Source organism: Psychrobacillus sp. NEAU-3TGS, from assembly GCF_029955155.1.
Taxonomy (GTDB): domain Bacteria; phylum Bacillota; class Bacilli; order Bacillales_A; family Planococcaceae; genus Psychrobacillus.
This window is the reverse complement of record NZ_JAPNOZ010000012.1, coordinates 1,191,908-1,213,578: the sequence shown is the minus strand read 5'-3', so window position 1 is coordinate 1,213,578 and position 21,671 is coordinate 1,191,908. Positions and strand designations below refer to the sequence as shown.

20 protein-coding genes and 1 pseudogene are annotated in these 21,671 nt (G+C 37.7%); 20 read left to right on the top strand and 1 reads right to left on the bottom strand.

Annotated elements, in window-relative coordinates:
• Window positions 1-12 precede the first annotated feature (12 nt).
• From OR571_RS22325 to OR571_RS22230, 20 genes are all read left to right on the top strand, one after another.
• Window positions 13-492 (top strand): TRAP transporter small permease, encoded by a 480-nt coding sequence (locus tag OR571_RS22325; protein ID WP_282246133.1) that lies wholly within the window; start codon window positions 13-15, stop codon window positions 490-492.
• On the top strand, window positions 489-1,775 hold the full coding sequence (locus tag OR571_RS22320) for a TRAP transporter large permease (RefSeq protein ID WP_348775079.1): 1,287 nt from the start codon (window positions 489-491) through the stop codon (window positions 1,773-1,775). Before OR571_RS22325 ends, OR571_RS22320 begins: the two co-directional genes overlap by 4 nt.
• Window positions 1,776-1,823: 48 nt before the next feature.
• A complete protein-coding gene (locus OR571_RS22315; protein WP_282246131.1) occupies window positions 1,824-2,666 on the top strand; it encodes an IclR family transcriptional regulator in 843 nt (280 codons plus the stop codon).
• A gap of 82 nt (window positions 2,667-2,748) precedes the next feature.
• Entirely contained in the window at window positions 2,749-3,516 is a 768-nt protein-coding gene (locus tag OR571_RS22310; RefSeq protein WP_282246129.1) for an SDR family NAD(P)-dependent oxidoreductase, read from the top strand.
• Window positions 3,509-4,015 carry a PPC domain-containing DNA-binding protein gene (locus OR571_RS22305; RefSeq protein WP_282246127.1) on the top strand — a complete coding sequence of 169 codons (507 nt, stop codon included), beginning with the start codon at window positions 3,509-3,511 and terminating at the stop codon, window positions 4,013-4,015. The genes OR571_RS22310 and OR571_RS22305 overlap by 8 nt, the downstream gene beginning before the upstream one ends.
• Complete coding sequence (locus OR571_RS22300; RefSeq protein WP_282246125.1) at window positions 4,016-5,497, top strand: class I adenylate-forming enzyme family protein; 1,482 nt, start codon at window positions 4,016-4,018, stop codon at window positions 5,495-5,497.
• Window positions 5,494-6,636: a thiolase domain-containing protein gene (locus OR571_RS22295; protein WP_282246123.1), complete on the top strand. Its 1,143-nt coding sequence runs from the start codon at window positions 5,494-5,496 to the stop codon at window positions 6,634-6,636. The genes OR571_RS22300 and OR571_RS22295 overlap by 4 nt, the downstream gene beginning before the upstream one ends.
• On the top strand, window positions 6,633-6,944 hold the full coding sequence (locus tag OR571_RS22290; protein ID WP_282246122.1) for a Zn-ribbon domain-containing OB-fold protein: 312 nt from the start codon (window positions 6,633-6,635) through the stop codon (window positions 6,942-6,944). Before OR571_RS22295 ends, OR571_RS22290 begins: the two co-directional genes overlap by 4 nt.
• A gap of 165 nt (window positions 6,945-7,109) precedes the next feature.
• Window positions 7,110-8,105, top strand: a complete 996-nt coding sequence (locus tag OR571_RS22285) for a thiamine pyrophosphate-dependent dehydrogenase E1 component subunit alpha (RefSeq protein ID WP_282246341.1) — start codon at window positions 7,110-7,112, stop codon at window positions 8,103-8,105.
• Window positions 8,102-9,097, top strand: a complete 996-nt coding sequence (locus OR571_RS22280) for an alpha-ketoacid dehydrogenase subunit beta (protein ID WP_282246120.1) — start codon at window positions 8,102-8,104, stop codon at window positions 9,095-9,097. Before OR571_RS22285 ends, OR571_RS22280 begins: the two co-directional genes overlap by 4 nt.
• A gap of 66 nt (window positions 9,098-9,163) precedes the next feature.
• The gene (locus OR571_RS22275; protein ID WP_282246117.1) at window positions 9,164-10,399 is read left to right on the top strand and encodes a dihydrolipoamide acetyltransferase family protein; all 1,236 of its coding nucleotides are present in this window, start codon (window positions 9,164-9,166) and stop codon (window positions 10,397-10,399) included.
• A 66-nt stretch (window positions 10,400-10,465) separates the two neighbouring features.
• The gene (gene lpdA / locus OR571_RS22270) at window positions 10,466-11,872 is read left to right on the top strand and encodes a dihydrolipoyl dehydrogenase (RefSeq protein ID WP_282246116.1); all 1,407 of its coding nucleotides are present in this window, start codon (window positions 10,466-10,468) and stop codon (window positions 11,870-11,872) included.
• The gene (locus tag OR571_RS22265; protein ID WP_282246115.1) at window positions 11,856-12,803 is read left to right on the top strand and encodes an NAD(P)-binding domain-containing protein; all 948 of its coding nucleotides are present in this window, start codon (window positions 11,856-11,858) and stop codon (window positions 12,801-12,803) included. The genes lpdA and OR571_RS22265 overlap by 17 nt, the downstream gene beginning before the upstream one ends.
• Window positions 12,804-13,071: 268 nt before the next feature.
• Window positions 13,072-13,440 (top strand): flagellar protein FlaG, encoded by a 369-nt coding sequence (gene flaG, locus OR571_RS22260; RefSeq protein WP_282246113.1) that lies wholly within the window; start codon window positions 13,072-13,074, stop codon window positions 13,438-13,440.
• A gap of 15 nt (window positions 13,441-13,455) precedes the next feature.
• Window positions 13,456-14,964 carry a flagellar hook-associated protein 2 gene (locus OR571_RS22255; protein WP_282246112.1) on the top strand — a complete coding sequence of 503 codons (1,509 nt, stop codon included), beginning with the start codon at window positions 13,456-13,458 and terminating at the stop codon, window positions 14,962-14,964.
• 38 nt (window positions 14,965-15,002) lie between these two features.
• Window positions 15,003-15,404 (top strand): flagellar export chaperone FliS, encoded by a 402-nt coding sequence (fliS, locus tag OR571_RS22250; protein ID WP_142537451.1) that lies wholly within the window; start codon window positions 15,003-15,005, stop codon window positions 15,402-15,404.
• Window positions 15,401-15,754 (top strand): flagellar protein FliT, encoded by a 354-nt coding sequence (fliT, locus tag OR571_RS22245; protein WP_282246110.1) that lies wholly within the window; start codon window positions 15,401-15,403, stop codon window positions 15,752-15,754. Before fliS ends, fliT begins: the two co-directional genes overlap by 4 nt.
• Before the next feature lie 159 nt (window positions 15,755-15,913).
• Window positions 15,914-16,675: a C40 family peptidase gene (locus OR571_RS22240; protein ID WP_282246108.1), complete on the top strand. Its 762-nt coding sequence runs from the start codon at window positions 15,914-15,916 to the stop codon at window positions 16,673-16,675.
• Window positions 16,676-16,703: 28 nt separating this feature from the next.
• Entirely contained in the window at window positions 16,704-18,392 is a 1,689-nt protein-coding gene (locus tag OR571_RS22235) for a methyl-accepting chemotaxis protein (protein ID WP_282246107.1), read from the top strand.
• A 154-nt stretch (window positions 18,393-18,546) separates the two neighbouring features.
• Complete coding sequence (locus tag OR571_RS22230; RefSeq protein ID WP_282246106.1) at window positions 18,547-20,232, top strand: methyl-accepting chemotaxis protein; 1,686 nt, start codon at window positions 18,547-18,549, stop codon at window positions 20,230-20,232.
• Between the two features lie 326 nt (window positions 20,233-20,558).
• Here OR571_RS22230 and OR571_RS22225 read toward each other — a convergent pair.
• Window positions 20,559-21,523: pseudogene (locus OR571_RS22225) on the bottom strand (S8 family peptidase).
• Window positions 21,524-21,671 lie beyond the last annotated feature (148 nt).

The following is a 21,671-nucleotide window of genomic DNA, read 5'->3' as shown; positions in this document are numbered from 1 at the left end:
GGAGGAGAATTTTTGCGGATATTAGTGAAACTAGAAGAATGGATACTTATTATTCTCATGATTATCATCTGTTTAATAACATTTGGAAATGTACTTTCCAGGTATTTGTTCCATACTTCTTTTTCGTTCACGGAAGAAATAACAACGAATCTGTTTGCTTTTATTATTTTTATCGGTGCTGCTTTGCTTGCAAGAGAAAATGGACATCTAGGTTTTGCTTTGATAACGGATTTCCTTCCAAAGAAGCTCCAAAATGTTATTTCTTTTTTGATGGGCTGCTTAACAACAGTATTCTTTGCGATTCTTTTGTGGTATGGAACAGAAATGGTTGTAGCGCAGTTTGAGTACAAACAATTAACACCGGCACTCGGACTACCAGAGTGGGTTATGGGATTAGCTGTTCCCCTTGGCGCTCTATTATGTCTTTTTAGATTTTGGGAAGGTTACATAGTCAATTTAAAGAGTAGTCAGGAAGGGGGAGAGGCGAAATGAGTATGACAGCAGTAGTTTTATTTGGCCTTTTTTTTCTACTCCTATTTCTAAATATGCCAATAGCGGTCGCCTTGGGATTGTCGACAGCTGCGACATTACTTATATTTGATCTACCCATTCAATCATTGCCATCTACAATGTTTTCATCCTTAACTAAGTTTACCTTATTAGCTATTCCGTTCTTCTTCTTAGCGGGGCTAATTTTAGAAAAAGCAGGTATTTCAAGGAGATTGATTCATCTTGCACAAACGCTTACAGGTCATTATACAGGTGGATTAGCTATCGTTTCTGTTGTAGCAGCTACATTCTTTGCAGCAATTTCAGGATCTGGACCTGCAACTATGGCAGCAGTCGGTTCTATAATCATTCCTGCCATGGTCAAAGCTGGTTATCGTAGTGATATGTCAGGCGGACTACTTGCGACAGCAGGAGGAATTGGAATTATCCTTCCCCCAAGTATAGCTTATATTGTCTATGGGGTTATCGCTGAAGTGTCCATTGGTGAGCTATTTATAGCGGGTATAATTCCTGGACTTTTAATGGCGTTAGCTTTAATTATTACTAGTTATTTTATAGCAAAGAAAGAGAAGATCCCTACTATACCAAAAGCAAGCAATAAAGAAATTTGGGCTGCTTTTAAAGATGCTATTTGGGGCCTTTTAGCACCAATCATTATACTAGGCGGGATTTATACAGGTATTTTTACTCCGACTGAGTCAGCAGTTGTTGCTGTGTTTTACGGTTTATTTGTAGGAATATTTATTTATAAGGAAATCCAAATCAAAAAACTTCCAGCAATATTACTGGAATCAGCTAAAACTACATCGATGATCATGCTTATTATTGCATCTGCATCCACATTTGCATGGTTAATCACCGTGGAGGGAATTGCAACAGATGTGGCTGAAGCATTAATGAGTGTCGCTGATAACAAATTCACCATGCTTTTAATTATAACGATTATTCTTTTGATTGCCGGTATGTTTGTTGATGCTATCTCAGCATTTTATATCTTCTTGCCAATCTTTTTACCAATCACAATGGCTATGGGAATAGACCCGGTTCATTTCGGTATTTTAATGACTTTAAACTTAGCGATTGGTCTAGTAACACCTCCAGTCGGTCTGGATCTCTTTGTCGCCTCTGGATTAACGGGACTTTCGCTAAAACAAATTTCAATCGGGGTAATTCCATTTGTTCTTGTCGCAATTGTAGTACTATTACTAGTTACATATATTCCAGCGATTAGCTTATGGCTGCCTGAATTATTAAATATGCGGTAGCAATGAATGATAAAGATGGCTTCTTGAATAGTATCAGGAGGCCATTCTTTGCAAATAATCAGTGTATTATTATTTTTCTGTAATCAATGGAATCTAAACATGCTGAACAGTAGGGAGGGATACATAATATCTCAAAATATAAAGACTGTTGAAAAAGCAATTCGCATTCTGGAGCAAATTGCTGATAGACCAAGTACATTTACAGAATTAATTCAATTAATGAATAGTAACAAAGCTACGATTCATCGATTTTTAACTACATTTGAAAATCTTGGTTATATCAAAAAGCATGATGATGATCGCTATCATATGACGACAAAACTCCATTCAATAGGTATGAAAAACTATTTTCAGCTTCATTTTCTGGATATTATAAAACCTTATTTAATTGAATTTGCGAATGAGGTAAAAGAAAGTACTGTCATCGCTTCATACTCGAACGATAAGGTTCACTATTTGGAAAAAATCGAAAGTCCATCAGCGCTTAGAATTGTGGTGTCCCCAGGAGAAAGTGCACCGTTGTATTGTGTGGCAAGTGGAAAGCTTTACTTGGCTCATTTCACTGATGATGAGTTAGAAAGGTATTTGGATAGAGAGCCATTAAAGGAAATTACTGAAAACACCATACTAAGTAAAGAAAAGTTTATAAACGAAATAGCAAAAATTAGGAAGCAAGGATTTGCAGTTGATAATGAGGAATGGCAACACTATTTAACAGGAATTGCTTTTCCAATATATGATAACACCAATCAAATGGTAGCATCCTTATGTATCGCTGGGGTCTCCTATCGTATGACGGAGGAAAAAATACGTATGGTCGTACCAAAGGCAATGGAACTATCTGAAAAAATTTCTAATCTAATAGGCAACCAGAAGAGGGAATATTACTGATACAAGAAAGAGAGTCTTAATGAAAAGAATCTTATATAACCTTATAAAGTTTAAAGTATAAAACCATGGGAGGATTTATTCAATGAGAATACATGATCAGGTAGCAATAGTTACAGGAGCTTCAAGAGGAATTGGCGCGGCATGTGCAAAAACATTGGCAAGAGAAGGAGCACATGTTGTATTGGTTGATCTATTGCCAAGTGAAGAAACGAAGCAGGAGATTGCACAAATTAATCCAAACGTCAAAACACTTTCATTTGAAGTGGATATTAGGAATAAGGAAGCTATCCAGGATTTAGTCAAACAAACACATGAAGAGTTTGGGAGAATAGATATTCTCGTTAATAATGCGGGCACTGCAAGTAGGCTTGATTTAGAAGAAATGACAGAGGAAATGTGGGATCGAGACATAGAAACGAATTTAAAAGCGACCTTCTTCCTTACACAAGCCGTTATCTATCCATATATGAAAGAACAACAATATGGAAGAGTTGTGAATATTAGTTCAATCTCCGGAATTATTGGAGGACATTTATCAGGATTTGAACCAGGAAGTACAAAAGGACGTTCAGGCCCGGCATATGCAGCTTCAAAGGGAGGCGTAATTGCCTTTACGAAGTGGGTAGCAAAAGAAGTGGGCTCTCTAGGAATTGCGGTAAATAGTGTAGCGCCAGGTGGAGTAGAAACAGCAATTACGAAAGGGATGGCCTATAACGTAGACAATCAATCCATTAAAAGAATGGGAACAACGGAAGAAATTGCTGAAGCTGTATTATACTTTGCTTCCAAAGAGTCGGCTTATACGACAGGCCAGGTCTTAAAAGTATGTGGAGGTGCTGCAATTGGATAAACTAGTGGAAAAAGTGAGTCCAGTACGTGTTTCGCAGTCTGTTTTCGATGAAAAAAGAGGAATCATCATGGGATTTCTGGCACCGGGAGAAGATCTTATCGAAGGCTTCAAGAAAATCTGTCAGAAGCATGACATCACATCCGGCACTATTTCTTGCATTGGTTCCTTATCAAGGGTATCGATTATTCAAATAAACTATGAAAACAATAAAATGTTCTATTCTAATCCGTTGACATGGGAAACACCAGTGGAATTGCTTTCAGGAAATGGAATCATCGGAAAGGATGAACAAGGAGAGCTAGATATCCACTTTCACGGAGTATTTGTTGATCATAGAAAAAGTCTAACGGGAGGACATTTCTTAAATAGTGGAAATCCTGTTGCGGCTACAGTTGAATTTACGATACTTGTATCTGAAGGGATTCAGCCAAAAAGGGAAGTGCATAAAGGACTTGGATACAACTTATTTAGTTTCTATGATTCAAAGGAGATTGACTAAATGCAGACCATTGCCCATTTAGCAAATAAAGTGTTCAAAAGATATCCTGAAAAACTGGCTGTGAAGGATAAATATCGCGGAATCACTTATAAGGAATTACAAAAGCGTTCCTATCAATTATATGCTGCACTAAGAAGTGCTGGAGTTGAAAAAGGCGACCGTATTGGCATCCTTATGTCAAACCGCTTAGAACATGTTGAATTGGATTTGGGAGTCTCTTTTGGTGGGTTTATAAAAGTACCTGTGAATTATCGGCTTCACCCAAAAGAAGTGGAATTTATATTAGAAAATGCTGAAGTGAAAGTGCTCATCGGTGAAGAAGAATATTTAAATGCGATTGATACGGATAGTCAAAAAATCTTTATCGGAAATGATTATGAAGAATGGTTAATGTCACAAGAAAGTGTTGAGCCAGAAATAGCTACAGAAGAAGATGATCTTTTTGCCATTATGTATACATCGGGTACAACCGGCAGACCAAAAGGTGTTATGGTCACGCACCGAAATATGGTTTCAAGCGCCTTGTCCTTGGCACTCGCATGTGAAATCACACCAGATGATGTTGCTGGCCATGTAGCACCATTAACACACGGTAGTAATCCTTTATCCCATATTTCTTGGCTGTTCGGTTTAACACAAATTGTATTTGATAAATTTGAACCAGCTGAATTCTTAAATGATATGGAAAAAGAAAAGGTTACTTTCATCTTTATGGTTCCAACCATGGTGAATTTAATGATACAAAATCCAGATTTCGATCCAAAAAAACTCGCCAATATTAAATCAATCAATATGGCTGGTTCCCCAATTGCAGCAAGCAAATTAAAGCAAGCCATTGAAAAAGCAGGTCCTATTTTCATAGAAACATATGGCCAAGTAGAAGCACCGATGACGATAACAGTAATGCCTCGCAATGAATTAGCTAATAGACTAGAATCGTGCGGTGCTGCAGGTCCATTTGTCGAAATGAAGATAGTTGATGATGAAGGAGCAGCTCTTCCCCATGGAAAGATAGGAGAAATTATTTGTAAGGGTCCACTGGTAATGAAAGGTTACTGGAGAAATGAACCAGCTACAAATGAAGCACTTCGTGATGGATGGCTTTATACAGGCGATTTAGGATGGACAGATGAAAATGGCTACTTACACATTGTGGACCGGAAGAAAGATGTCATAATTAGCGGCGGCTTAAACATCTACCCTCGTGAAATTGAAGAAGTTTTAAATAAACATGATGGTATCAAGGAAACTTCTGTAGTTGGTATGCCGCATGAAAAATGGGGAGAAGCGGTTATCGCTTACTGCGTTTTAAATGAGGGAGCTCATGTTGAACCAGAAGAGCTGTTAGAACTTTGTAAAAACAATCTAGCAAGCTTCAAAAAGCCAAAAGAGATTCATATTGTAAAAGAGCTTCCGAAAAGCAGTTATGGAAAAATATTAAAACGTGAGTTGAAAGCTATATATGGGAGTGTAACTACATGAATAAGGTCAAGGTAGCTGGAATTGGAATAACTGCATTCGGCAAACATGAAAATGTTTCATTAAAAACGTTGCTGTTGGACGCATGTTTAGAAGCCTTAAGAGAAGCCAATTTTCCAAAAATAGATGCCGTGTATGTCGGTAATTCCATGTCTGGACAATTGGCAAATCAAGAGATTTTAGGAGCTCTTGTGGCAAATGATTTAGGATTAGGACCAATTCCAACAGCAAAAGTGGAAGGTGCTTGCGCATCAGGCGGGATTGCTTTCCGTCAAGCCTATCTCATGATTAAGAGTGGAGAGTATGAAAATGTGCTAATTGCTGGAGTAGAAAAAATGAAAGATTCACCAACAGAAGTTACTACAAGAGCAATAAATGCAGCAATGGATAATGATTCAAATGAAAAGAATGCAGGCTTAACATTTCCAGGTTTTTTTGGAACCTTGGCCAATCGCTACTTTTATGAAACTGGGGCGTCTAAAGAGCACTTAGCAATGGTTGCACTAAAGAATCGCGAGTATGCCGTAAACAATCCAATTTCACAATTTAAGAAACCAACTACAATGGAAGAAATTATGTTTGCAAGAATGATTACAGATCCTTTAGGACTTTTTGATTGCTCGCCAACGACTGACGGTGCTGCGGCAATCGTACTTTCTAAAGGTGAAGATGGAGTCATTGTTAGAGCATCTGCACAGGCTTCCGGTACAACTCAAATGCAAGAAGCAGCCAATCTCTTAAGTTTGCCTGCGATTAAAGAATCTGCAAGAAAAGCTTATGAAATTGCAGGAATCGGTCCAGATGATATTGATGTAGTTGAACTACATGATTGTTTTTCCATGACTGAAATGCTGGCGATTGAAGAGCTTGGATTCTTCGAAAAAGGTAAAGGATGGGAAGCTATCCAACAAGGACTGACGAAACATGGAGGTAAAGTACCAGTAAATACAAGTGGTGGTCTCCTCTCAAAAGGACATCCAATAGGAGCGACAGGCCTCGCACAAATATATCAAATTGTCTCTCAGCTTAGAGGAACAAGTTGCAACCAAGTGGAAGGAGCTCGAATCGGATTAGCCCAAAACCTTGGAGGCACAGGTGCCTATTCTACTGTTCATATTTTTGAAGGAGTGAATAGATCATGACAAATATACGAGTATTTGAATGTTGTCAATGTGAGCGTCAGTTTGCTCAGAAGAAATGGGTATGTCCTAACTGCAAAAACGCTGAATTTAAATTGACTGAAGTGAATGGAAAAGGCAAAGTTTTCTCTTCCACAAGAATTCATGTCACATCCCAAGAGTTTGCACACTTAACTCCGTATACCGTAGCGTTAGTTGAACTACCTAACGGATTGAGAGTAACAGGGAGAATATCAGAACCAGTTGAGATTAATGATAAAGTAACATGCATTTCGAATGAAAAGAACACGTATATTTTTTCAAAGAACTAGGTTGTGGAAATCCTTGGAAATAGTCTTGCCATATGAAAAATAGTAAGCGATTCCATAAGTTAATTGTGGAATTTGAAAAATGCAATCCATGTTTCACATTCGTTCTTTATGAGAATCTATTAAAAACTGAGAGGTGTGGAGAAATTGGTTAACGTAAAAAGTAATATGGAAATAGAAAATAAATATTCAAAAGAATTTTTAGTTAAGTTGTATGAAGAAATGGTGAGGATCAGAACGTTTGAAACAAAGGCAGGCGAATGTTTTAACAAAGGAATGTTAGCGGGCAATATCCACCTTTGTATTGGTCAGGAAGCAACGGCAGTTGGTGCAAACTATGCTCTTGAGAAAACTGATTTTATTACAAGTACACATCGTGGTCATGGCCACTGTATTGGAAAGGGAGCCAAAACAGATAAGACAATGGCTGAGCTTTTCGGGAAAGCAACAGGCTATTGCGGAGGTAAAGGCGGATCGATGCATATCGTAGATGTCAACTTAGGAATCCTTGGTGCCAACGGTATTGTTGGTGCAGGTATCCCAATTGCTACAGGCTCCGGATTGGCTTCAAAAATTAAAGGGACGGATGAAGTTACACTTTGTTTCTTCGGTGACTCTGGTGCGAATACTGGTGCATTCCATGAATCCATTAATATGGCTGCAACATGGAAGCTTCCGGTTATATATCTAATCGAAAATAATGGTCTTGGTGTTTCGGTTGACATAAAATCCGTAACAAACACCCCTAACCTATCTGTAAGAGCGGTAGCTTATGATATTCCAGGAAAAACAGTGGATGGCAATAATGTATTAGCTGTATATGAAGCAGTTAAGGAAGCGGTTGACTACGCAAGAGCTGGTAACGGGCCGTCGATCATTGAGTGTGAAACGTTTAGACATGAAGGCCATTATTGTGGTGATCCTTCCAGTTATCGTCCAAAAGAATATATTGAAGAAGCATATCAAAAGGATGCAATTAAGAGATTCAAAGAATACTTGCTTGAAAATGATGTGACGGAAGCTGAAATGGTAGAAATTGATGAAGCGATGAAAAAAGAAATCGAGGAGGCATATGAGTTTGCCGTTAATTCTCCATATCCTGATCTCAGTGAACTAACAACGGATGTCTATTCTCAAGATAACGAAAGGAGTGTTGTACGATGAGTAAAAAAGTTAGTGTGAGTGCGGCGATTCGAGAAGGAATGCACGAAGAAATGGTAAGAGATGAAAATGTCATTATGGTAGGAGAAGATTTAGGGAAAATGGGTAGTCCATTTGCTTTGACATTAGGGTTTTTAGATGAATTTGGTCCGGAACGCGTCGTTGAAACACCTATTTCAGAATTAGGCTTTACAGGGATGGCAGTAGGGGCGGCCATGAGAGGTATTAGACCAGTTGTTGAATTAATGTACAACGACTTTATTAGTGTGAGTCTAGACCCTGTTATGAACCAAGCAGCAAAGCTACGTTATATGACTGGCGGTCAAATGACCATTCCTATGGTGATTCGTGCCCCTATGGGAGCAGGAAGAAGAAATGCTGGACAGCACTCTCAGTGTCTCGAGGCTTTATTTGCCCATATTCCTGGTTTGAAGGTAGTATGTCCCTCAACTGCTGAGGATGCAAAAGGTTTAATTAAGGCATCCATTAGAGATAATGACCCAGTTATCTTCCTAGAGCATAAACTTCTTTATGCAAAAAAGGAACAAATTCCTGAAGGTGAATATATAATCCCTCTAGGTGAAGCGGATGTAAAGAGAGAAGGAAAAGATGTAACCATTATTACTTGGAGCAGACAGGTTTATTTTGCGTTAGATGCTGCCAAGGAATTAGAAAAATCAGGTATCGATGCGGAAGTATTGGATCTACGTACATTAGTGCCACTAGATTGGGAAGCGATAAAAAAATCAGTTTTAAAAACACATAATGTAGTCATAGTGGAAGAAGGCGTGAAAAGAGGCGGTTTCGGCGGTGAAATAAGTGCTCAAATAATGGAGGAATTATTTGATGAACTTGACTCTCCAGTTGAAAGGGTTGCGGGACTTAATATCGTATCACCTTTCAGCCCGCCGCTAGAAGATGCGAATTTCCCACAAGTAGATGATATTGTTGGTGCCGTTAAGAAAGTATTAAATAAATCGGTTAGTTTAGTGTAAAACAGTTTCTTTGGTTGGAAGGAATTCACAATGATTTAAGAAAATGAGTTTTGGAGGTTAATAGATATGGCAGTTGCAGTCAGTATGCCACAGTTAGGTCTTACGATGGAAGAAGGAACCGTAGATCAATGGCTAAAACAAGAAGGTGACGAAATAAAGATCGGTGAGCCTATTGTACAGATCCAAACGGATAAATTAACGAGCGAAATAGAAAGTGAAGTAGAAGGTGTCTTATTAAAAATAGTGGCGCAACAAGGAGAAGATATTCCTGTAAAAGGTTTGTTAGCTTTCATCGGACAGCCGGGTGAAGCTGTAGATGTAGCAGATGGAGCAGCTACAGCTGTGGAAGATGCAAACCTTGTTGAAACGGAAGTAACAGCTGAAGAAAAGGTTGTATCATTACCAACAAAGACAAGCGGAAGAATCAAAATTTCTCCTCTTGCACGGAAAACCGCAGATAAAATGGGAGTCGATTTTACAAATCTCATCGGAACGGGTCCAGGGGGAAGAATTATTCAACAGGATATATTGAAAAAGGCTGAAGAGCCTATATCAATAACTCCTACACAAACTGTCGCGGAACCAGTTGCAACTAAAGCTGAAAATCTTGAGTTAATGGATGGCGATACAGTTGTTAAACTCTCTGGAATGAGAAAAACAATTGCGGAAAGAATGTACAAATCTCACAATGAAATTCCGGTTGTGACACAGGATGTCAAAATTGATGTGACGAAGCTAATGGAATTCAGAAAACAATTGAATGCAAATCGAGAAACAAAATTATCCGTAAATGATTTTATGTTGAAAGCAGTCGCTAAAGCATTGAAGAAGAATAAAAATATATTAGTAAGTTTAGATGGAGACAAGATTATACAACGGGCTCATGTAAATCTTGGGATGGCTGTCTCATTGGATGAAGGCCTTGTTGTACCAGTTATTAAAGAGGCAGATAAGATGGGTATCGAAGAGTTATCCGAAGCAGCAAAAGATTTGGCTTTAAGAGCACGAGAAGGAAGACTCAATCTGGATGAATATACAGGTTCTACATTTACAATCTCGAATCTAGGCATGTACGGAGTTACATCCTTTACTCCAATCATCAATCAACCAAATGCAGCAATTCTTGGAGTAAATACGATTCAAAGTGAGTTGGATATGGATGATGCAGGTAATGTATTCAAAAAACAAGTAATGACCATATCGTTAACATTTGATCACCGACTTCTTGATGGGTCTGCAGCTGCTGTATTCCAACTAGATGTTAAAAAATTGCTTGAAGAACCTATTAATATTATTCTCTAATTCTTTTCGGATAAAAGAATCTTTTATGTCTATTTAGAACGATTTTACGTAAGGGGGGATAGGAAATTGTCCAACGGAAGTCAAGAAATCATTGTTGTTGGAGGAGGACCTGGTGGATATGTGGCCGCAATTAGAGCGGCCCAACTAGGGGGAAAAGTAACATTAATTGAAAAAAGTAAATTAGGCGGTACTTGCTTAAATGTTGGCTGTATTCCTACCAAAGTGTTGCTTCACTCTGCGGACTTATTGGCAGAAGCACAACATGCGAATGAGTTTGGGATTAATGTGAGTGTTAATGGGTTTGACTGGAAAAAGGTATTGAAGAAGAAGGATGGCGTTTCCAGTCAGCTAGTAAATGGGATTAACGGTTTAATGAAAGCAAACAAAATTAAAGTAATCAACGGTACGGCTGAGTTTATCTCTTCCAAAACATTGTCTATAAAGAAAGCAGACGGAACGCAAGAAACATTAAGTGGCGGGAAGATTATTCTTGCAACAGGTTCTGTTCCGGCGATTCCACCAATTCCTGGAGTGAAAGATAATGAGCATTGTATTGATTCTACTGGTGCTCTTTCCCTTACAGAAGTTCCTAAATCCCTTGTTGTCATTGGGGGCGGGGTTATTGGTGTTGAATTTGCATCCATCTACAGTCAATTCGGAACAAAGGTTACTATCATTGAAGCACTGCCTAAACTCCTTCCACTAATGGAAGGAGAGCTAACTGCTCAATTGAGAGCAAAATTGGAAAAGAACGGCATTGATATTTATACAGAAGCAAAGGTGCAGTCTGTTGAATCCTCATCAGTAGGCGCGAAAGTAAATGTTGAATACAAAGGCGAAGTGATAAACTTTGAGGCAGAAAAAGTTCTTGTTGCCGTAGGAAGAAGAGCCAATACGGAAAGCTTGAAGCTTGAGAAAGCTAATATTGGGAATGACCGTGGCCGAATTCAAGTAAATGAAAGAATGGAAACAAATGTGAAAAACATCTATGCAATAGGTGATTGTTTAGGACAAGTAATGCTAGCCCATGTAGCATCTGTTCAAGGTGAAATAGCTGCAGAAAATGCAATGGGATTGGACGCTTTTTACAATGGAAAAACTGTTCCTTCCTGTGTCTATACCAACCCTGAATTTGCCGGTGTTGGTTTAACGGAAGAAAAGGCAAAAGAGGAAGAAATTGAATATGTAACAGGTAATTTCCCTCTTATGGCTAATGGAAAAGCACTTATCATGAATGGCGGAGAAGGCATGGTCAAAGTAATCGTCGGCAAAGAGTATAAAGAAGTTCTTGGGGTTCATATTTTAGGACCAAGAGCAACCGATATCATTGCTGAATGTGCCTTAGCTATTGGAATGGAAGCTACGATTGAAGATTTAATCGAAACGATCCATGCACATCCAACTTTAACGGAAGCAGTTAGAGAAGCTGCTTTAGCGACAGAAAAAAGAGCTATCCATGCCTTTAATAAATAGTTCAGATAAACTGGTAGAAAAGGGTGAACGAATGAGTAAAAAAATCGGCTTTATAGGCTTAGGTATAATGGGATTACCGATGGCATTAAATCTAGTAAAGAAAAGCGAATTCTCCGTTGTGGGCTATGATGTTTTTGAAGAAAAACGTAATAGTTTTAATAGTAATGGAGGAAAATTCGTAGAGAATATAGAGGAAATCTATCAACAAAGCGATATTATTTTCTTATGTCTACCTTCTAATGAACTGGTTAAAAAAAGTATTCAAGAAATTATAGATAACGGAAAAAAAGGAACTATAATTGTAGATTTTAGTTCTACAGCTCCAGCTGTGATAAGAGAAATGTATGAGAAGGCGAAGCAGGCAGGCATCTATCTCTTGGATTCTCCTGTAAGTGGTGGAGAACCTGGGGCAATAGCAGGTACCCTTGCCCTCATGTGTGGTGGGGAAAAGGAAACTTTTGATACAGTTAATCCTTTACTTCATTGCGTTGGAAGTTCTGTTACATATATAGGTAAATCAGGGAGTGGAAGCATTGCTAAACTTGCCAATAATATGGTGGCTGGTTGTTATCTCGGTGCCATGTCGGAAGGGTTAGCTTTTGCTGTTAAGGCTGGAATTGATCCAGAAACACTGTATTATGCAATTAAAGATGGATATGCGGGAAGTAAAATGTTTGAAGTGAAAGCGCCAAAAATTATAAGTAGAAACTTCGAAGCAAGCGCAAGAATTGCTGTCCATCAAAAAGACCTTCAGAACGCCGTTGATTATGCTGAACAAATGGGTGTTGAAATTCCTATGTCCAACATAGTTCTCGATTATATGAAGGAAATGGAAGCCTTAGGAAAAGCCGATGAAGATCACTGTGCAATTGCTCAAATTTATGAAAAAAATATGGGCGTGGAAATAAAAAAGCAAACGGTAAGTATTTAATTTACAAACATAAATCAGGTATCCAACCGATTTTATAGGTTTGAACGTAACTAAAAAGTGTCCTAAAAGGTCTTATAGAGACGACCTTTGGGACGCTTTTTATTTTGCTTATACAGTATTTTTGTTATGTCAGATTAGCTTAAGGGATAACTAGGTATTTCATTAAAATTCTAGCAACAAATTCTTTTTGATAGTAAATGGATTAAAATTATCTAAAAGGAACCGATATAAACAATAGGATTTATATATACAAGGGGGCAAGATCCGTATGGTGAATCGAATTGCTGAATCTGCTATAAATGTTCCATTCAATACGTCTGTAAAAACAGCTGATATAGAACCAGTTGAACCAATTTCTACTCAAACTGAAAGTAATTCTCTATTAAAAGAAAATGTAGAACGAGAGCATTTACCTGCTGAAAAAGCAAAGAAAATGACAGATAGTATGAATAAGTTTTTAGAGACAACTAATACCGAACTCCGATTTAAATATCATGAAGAGTTGAAAACGTATTATGTGACACTAATTAACTCCAAAACAGATGAAGTTGTTCGAGAGATTCCATCAAAGAAATTAATGGATATGTACGCAGCTATGCGAGATTTTGTAGGTCTTTTCGTAGATAAGAAAATATAAAGGGTTGGTGATTTCATGCGTATTACCGGATTAGCAAGTGGTATGGATACAGATACGATGATTAAGGAATTAATGAATGCACAACGGATTCCTTTAGATAAGATAATGCAAAAGAAGCAATACATGGAGTGGCAACGTGATGATTATAGAGCAGCGAATAAAAAATTGTTTGATTTTCGAAATTTAACAAGTGATACAATGCTGCGTCAATCTACTTACATTCAAAAAACGGTTACTAGCTCAGCTCCAGACGAAATTAGTGTACGAAATATTAGTTCGACAAGCGATTTTACAGGGAAGATCAATGTAAAACAGCTTGCAGAAGCAGCAACTATGCAAAGTACCAATCGAGTTTTAGCTTCTGATGCTGATTTAACAAAAAAACTAAAAGATTTGAACGTCGAGGTACCATCTTCATTTACTATTAAGGCGATAAAATCAGATGGCACTTTAGATAAAGATGGTTATGTAGTAAAAATTGATGAAAACTCCACTATGCAAAGTGTGCTAAATGACATCAACAAAAATTCAGGTGTTAATGCATTCTATGATTCATTTACGGGGAAGATGGCCTTTACTGCAAAAAATAGTGGTGAAATTGCAAATACAGTTGACGCAGGCGGAAATATCATAACTAATCCTCCAGAAATCGTAATTGAGGGAGATACTAATAACTTTTTGAAAGTTTCTGGAGCTGTTGCGACAGAAGGTAAGAATGCCATTTTTGTATACAATGGTTTAGAGACACAACGTCAGTCCAACACTTTCCAAATCAATGGATTCGAAGTTTCACTGAAAAAAGCAAGCGAGTCAGACATTACGTTTAGTTCAGCTCCTGATACTGATAAAATTTTAGAATCTGTAGTAAAATTCGTAGATGAATATAACAAGTTAATCGAAAACTTAAACGGCGAAATTCGTGAAAAAAAATATAGAGATTTCCAACCTCTTTCTACTGAGCAAAAAACAGATATGAAGGAGAAAGAAATCGAACTTTGGGAAGAAAAAGCGAAGAGTGGGACACTTCGGAATGATAGTGTTATTTCCAGTGCATTAAGTCAAATGCGTTCTGCATTAAATGCAGCTGTTGGCGGGGTTCTTGGTGCCGATAGATTAAGTGAGATAGGTATCACTACTTCTAACAATTATATGGAAAACGGTAAATTAGTAATTGATGAAACGAAATTACGTAAAGCAATTTCGGATGATCCTAATCAAGTTTATGAACTTTTTGCCGCTGATGGTCCTACAGATGCGGATAAAGGGTTGGCAAGGAGATTAGTTGCTACTTTAGATGATACGCGTAAAAAAGTGATTGAAAAGGCCGGTACGGATACAGCAGTAAATACTACGTTTTCACTTGGCCGTACATTAAAAGGTTTTGAAGATCAAATTTCACGTTTTGAAGATCGTCTTCAGTTAATCGAAACGCGCTATTACAAACAATTCTCTGCAATGGAATCAGCGATCTTACGAGCAAATAACCAATCATCTTATCTAATGAATGCATTTGGTGGGCAATAATTAAGTTAAAAAGTGTTAAAAAATGAGGAGTGTAAAATATGGCTGTAAATAATCCATATAAAGCATATCAACAAAATAGTGTAACCCAATCGACACCGGGTGAATTGACACTAATGTTGTATAATGGTTGCTTGAAGTTTTTGAACCAAGCGAAAAAAGGAATCGAAACAAAAGACATTGAACTAAAAAATACGAATATCCAAAAAGCACAAAATATTCTACGTGAATTGATGATCACGTTAGATATGTCGGTTGCTGTTTCTGCATCGATGGCTTCTTTATATGAATATATGATTAATCGATTAGTAGAGGCTAATATTCAAAATGATACCGCTAAGGTAGACGAAGTGATTGGATATACGACTGAGTTCCGTGATACGTGGAAACAAGTCATTCAAATTAATCGCCAAAAACAATATGGTCAAACAGGTGAAGTATGATTCGAGATAGTTTAAAAGACTGGAAAAGGGTTACAGAGCTTTTAACTAGGATATTAGACGTACGAGGAGAAGATAAGCGAGATGCGGTAATCGAACAAGTTGATAAACTTTTGACTGAACGGGATAAATTGCAACCTACTATTCAAGCCCCGTTTTCGAATGAGGAACAAACGTTCGGAGAAGAGCTACTTCCTTTAGAAAAAACACTTCAAGCGAAGCTCAAAGTTTATCTGAAAGATATACGTCTAGATATATCCGAGCAGCAAAAGAAAAAAGTGTCCGTAAATGCCTATATGGATCCTTATAATCAAGTATATCGAGATGGCACCTTTTACGATAAGAAAAAATAATATGTCACATAAGTTAATAGTAAAAGCTCCAAGAAGATAACCATTCTTGGAGCTTTTAAAACGCTCATTTCCCAGGAAATATCTTTTCAAAATTAATAGTGTGAAAATAGCAAATTAATGCTATGATAAAATTAATAGTCTAATAGGAGGAGAGTTTATATGTTTAAAAAGGTGCTTTTAGTAACGGTTCTTTTATTTTCATTTACATCTATAGCCTCTGCAAGCACTACTGGCTTGTATGAAGTGAAAAAAGGGGATACTTTAACGAAAATTGCAAAAGCAAATAAAGTTTCCGTGAAAGACTTGCAAACGTGGAATAAGCTCACAAAAGAGAATATTTATGTAAAGCAGAAATTGGTAGTAAAAAAGCCGGTAGCAGCAAAGACAACGTCAAAAGTGACACAACCGGTCGTAGCAACGAAACCTGTAACGCAAGTAACAACAGAAAAGGTTGTACAACCAGCGCAAGTTAAGGCAGAAACACTGATTACTTCTCCTACACCTGTAGAAGGGGAAGCAAAAGCTCTTTCTACGAGTGGACAAGCTGTTTACAGTACGCTAGTAGATTTTGCTAAATTATTGGAAGGCACTCCGTATTTGTATGCAGGAAATACAATTGCTGGATTTGATTGTAGCGGATTTATTTATTTTGTACATACACAAGCAGGTCTGAATATAACAAGACAAAGCAGTGAAAGTTATTTTACTCAAAGTGCACCTGTTTCGACTCCTGTAATTGGGGACTTAGTATTTTTCGAAAATACATATAAAGAGGGAATCTCTCATATGGGCATTTACATAGGCAACGATGAGTTTATACATGCGGGTTCAAAAGGCGTTGAGATTACAAAGTTAAGTAATGTTTATTGGAAAGAGCATTTTGTTTCCTTTAAACGTTTTCATGCGGTAAGCGTGAATTAGTAGCGGATTAGTTGGAGGGAGATTTCCTATGAAAATATCGATTGGGAAAAAGATGTGGCTTGGTTTTTCTGCTATTTTATTTTTACTAATTGTCGTTGCTGTGCTTACCATTATGGCGATGATGAATACGAGTAGTAAATATCAATTTCTATTAGATGACCAGGCTGTGAAAGTGAATCTTGTGAAAGATATAGAAATGGCTCAAAAGGACACTACTAGAAGTGTAATGGATTATTTACTATCTAATACAGATGCATCGAAGAAAAGCATATCTGAAAATCATGTATTAACAACAGAGCTCGCGCAACAATTAAAAGGTATTCTTTTTTCTCCCGAAATGCTTGAGCTGTCAAATGATTTTGATAAAAAAATGATGCTTTATGCTAAAAATAATGAAGAAATTATTGCGGCGAAGATGAATAATAATACCGTGGAGGTTAGTAAGCTTTCTACGGAAGCAAAGTCGATTAGTGAGAGTATGATAAGTATCCTAGAGGAAATGGAACAGTTTTTCCAAAATGATATGGAAAGCATGCGGGTGGAAATAACAAATTATGAGCGAGGGGCTAAAATATTTGCTGGTTTAATTACGGTAACAGCAGTATTATTAGGAATCATATTAGCTTATTTTATCAGTCGAAGTATTTCAAGACCGATTAAGCGCGTTACGGCCGGTTTGTCGGAAATCGCAGTAGGCAATTTAACTGTTGAGCCTATTCACATTAAAAATAAAGATGAAGTTGGAGAGATGGCGATTGCCTTTAACGCGATGTCTGTAGATCTTCGTGAAATTGTTTCAAATGTTCGCGATTCTTCAATGCAGCTTGCTGCAAATGCGGAAGAACTTTCAGCAAGTGCCGAAGAGAGTTTAGCTTCGTCCCAAATGGTTGCCCAATCTGCAGAATCACAGATGGCGACAAGTGAACAGCAAGTACGCCATATGGACACCTCTGTTAACTCCATGAATGAATTAGCACAGGGAATCGGACAGATTTCAGTTGATAATGGAGAAATGCTGCAAGCTGCGGATGATGTGACTAAATTAGTGAAAAAAGGTTCAGCTGTAGTTTCAGATGTTGCTGTTCAAATGGATACGATCCATTCCACTTTCAAAGATACAACGATAATTATGCATAATATGGCGAAGCATTCAGATGAAATTCAGTCCATTACCGCACTTATAACGGATATTTCTGAGCAGACGAATTTGTTGGCGTTAAATGCGGCTATTGAAGCAGCACGTGCCGGTGAGTATGGTAAAGGCTTCGCAGTAGTAGCAGAAGAAGTTCGAAAACTTGCAGAGCAGTCTAAAAACTCTGCCTTTGAAATTGAAAAGATGATCCACATCATTCAAACTGCCTCGGATGATGCAGTGAAAGCGATTATGATTGGTGGAGACAAAGTGGCAGATGGTCTTGCTAAAACGAATGATTCACTTGATGTATTCAATGAAATCGAAACAGCGGTCGGAGTGGTTGGTTCTAAAATTGAATCAGTTTCTGCAGCTATTGAGCAAATTCAAGCGATGACGGAATCTGTGTCAGAAGGCTCACTTGAAGTACAACGTTTGGCAGCACGTGCTGCAGATGGGGCAAATGATACAAGCGCTGCAACGGAGGAACAATTAGCTGCCAACGAAGAAATTACCTCCAATGCTCAAACATTAGCAGACCTTGCGGAAGCGCTTCAAAGTACTGTTAGCCATTTTAAAATCTAACAAAGAAATATCAATGGCTTTAAGTCGAGAATTCGATTTAAGGCCATTTTTATGATTATGGAATATGACAAAATACCTTTCCGAATGTATAATAGTATAGTTACTAAGTAATTAATATATAAAATAAGTTTATAGGAAAAAAGGGAGTCATAGGATGAAATTTACGATTAGTAGAAAGATGTGGTTTGGATTTTTGGCGGTATTGCTCCTATTAATAATTGCAAGTGCTTTATCTATCTTCTCAACTATTGATATTACGGATAGATATAAAACAATTATTGACGAAGATATGAGAAGAGTAGATCTTTTAGAAAAAATTGAAATTATTCAAAAGGATATGTCAAGCTCTGTTTTAGAATTTGTTATGTTCGGCAAGGAAGATTCCATTCAGAAATTAGATGGACAAATGAAAGAAGGATCTGAAGTTGCACAGGAATTGATAGATGGCTTAGCTGATGATCAAGCTTCATTAAAATTAATGGAAGATCTTAAAAACGATACAGTTAAATTATTTGAATCGAATAATAAAATAATTGATTTGAAACGAAAAAATGGTATGTTTGCTCAATATGCAGCAAATTCTCAGGAACTTAACAAAACTATATTGGATACATTGGCACAATTAGAACAAATACAACAAGCACACGTGGATCAGGCACAAAAAAATCTAGATGAGTATGTAAAACTTACAAATATAGTCACAATGATACTAACTATCTCAAGCATTATTATTGGTGTACTCGTTTCTCATTTCATCAGTAGAAGCATTTCCAAACCAATTACAAAGGTTACTGCAGGTCTTGCAGATATAGCTGATGGTAACTTGGTAGTTGAAACTATTAAGATTAAAAATAAAGATGAAGTTGGCGAAATGGCTGTTGCATTTAATAAGATGATTACCGATCTTAGAAATATTGTTTCTAATGTCCGAGACTCTTCGATGCAACTTGCCGCTAACGCAGAAGAACTATCTGCAAGTTCAGAAGAAAGTTTAGCTTCCACTCAAATGGTCGCAAAATCAGCAGAAGGACAAATGCTTGCAAGTGAAGAGCAAATGAGTCATATGGAATCTTCGGTGAAATCGATCGTAGAATTACAAGAAGGTATTGGTCAAATTGCCAAAAACAACGAAGAAATGTTGCAATCGACGGATGGCGTACAGAACCTTATAACAAAAGGATCTTCCGTTGTTACAGATGTAGCTGGTCAAATGGAAAAAATACATACGACATTTAATGAAACAACAGAAATTATGAAAAGTATGGCGAAACATTCCGGTGAAATCCAATCTATCACATCCCTTATTACAGATATTTCGGAGCAAACGAATTTGCTTGCCTTAAATGCGGCAATTGAAGCAGCGCGTGCTGGAGAATATGGAAAAGGGTTTGCAGTAGTAGCGGAAGAAGTACGCAAACTTGCGGAGCAATCGAAAAACTCTGCATCCGAAATTGGATCAATGGTTCAACTAATCCAATCAGCATCCGGTGAAGCTGTAAAAGCAATTACGACAGGCGGCTCAAAAGTAGAAGAAGGTCTATTAAAAACAACAGAATCCATCCAAGTATTCAAAGAAATTGAAAGCGGTGTGGGAGCTGTAGTGTTTAAAGTAGAATCTGTTTCCGCAGCAATTGAGCAAATTCACGCGATGACTGAGTCCGTAACAGAAAGTGTGCAACAGGTTCAGCAGCTAGCATCTATAGCTGCAGACGGTGCAAACGACACAAGTGCGGCTACAGAAGAACAGCTTGCAGCCAATGAAGAAATTACAGCTAATGCGCAAACATTAGCAGATCTAGCAGAAACACTTCAATCAGAAGTAAGCCATTTTAAAATTTGATAGATAGTTTAGTAGCGACTCCGAGAAATTGGGGTCGCTTTTTTATATGGAAGAAGAGTATCTTGCGATTCGGAGGGGGGATCTTGCTATTCTGGGTTGCTACCTAGCGAGTTGGGGCGAGTATTTTGCGATTTTAAGCTATGATCTTGCGATTCAGTCAGTCTATCTTGCGGTTCTTGAGAATATTGCGAGAAACGGGCTCTAGGTTACACATAAAAAGTTCAAATTTATCAAAAACAATAAAACGCGTTCCGTGAAATCTTCGGACCGCGTTTTATGATTATAAATGTCCGAAAAATAGGAAGTCCCGCCACTTTTAATCGTAATTATTGTGAACTCAAAACCAACTCTTTACTCTCCTTCTCAAATACACCGCTCAAATGTTCGATTACCGTCAAATAAACGAGGCCGTTACCTTCAAGCTTGGACGAGAAACCTAGTGGAATCGTCCTTTTAATTAGCTGAGCATAGAGCTCAGGCTCTGATAGTTCCCGACCGAAATTGTGGTTGACCAAGCTTTTTATGAGAGCAAGTGCCCCAGAGGCATGAGGTGCAGCCATTGAAGTTCCGCTTAATGTTGCATACTTGCCTTTTAAATACGTAGAGAGGATCTTTTCTCCCGGAGCAACTAAATCGATTTCATTATGAGAATTGGTAAAATCGGAAGAGCGACGCTCAAGGTTTATTGCACCTACACTAATGACTTCGTTATAACAGCCTGGATAGGCGAATTCATCGGTTGAATCGTCGCCGTCACCCTCATTTCCAGCAGCACAAACTACAAGGATATTGTTACTGATAGCCTTTTTAATCGCTTCATGAAGTTCAGGCATATTATTTGGACCGCCTAGCGACATGGAGATAATATCCGCTTTTGTTCAATGGCATAATTGATTCCATTGATAATCCACTCATATTGTCCCGAGCCTTTTTTATTCAATACCTTTATAATAAGTAAATTTGATTCAGGAGCTACTCCGACTACACCTTTGTCGTTCTTCTGTGCAGCAATCGTTCCGGCAACGTGAGTGCCATGTCCATTGTAATCGAGGAATATATCGGGATTGCTTTCATCATCGTCCGTAAAGTTACGACCGCCTATAATCCGTTCTTGTAAATCGGGATGACTACAATCGCATCCTGTATCCAGGACAGCTACCGTAATATCTTTTCCTTTTGTTTTGTCCCAGATCTTGGGTGCTTGAATTAATTCTACGCCTGTAGGAATTTCGTTGGTCTCCGTCATTTGTACAATCACTTCATATGGAATTACATGAACAAAATTATCCATTTTATACCTCCTCAAAGTATTATTGGAAACCTATTCAAATTCAAAAACTTTTATCATCAACTTACTGTTATGGGGAATCTACTAATAGCTTTGTTTCTATTAGAAGTGCTAGTTTACTGTAAAATAAATCTTATCATTATCTGATTAT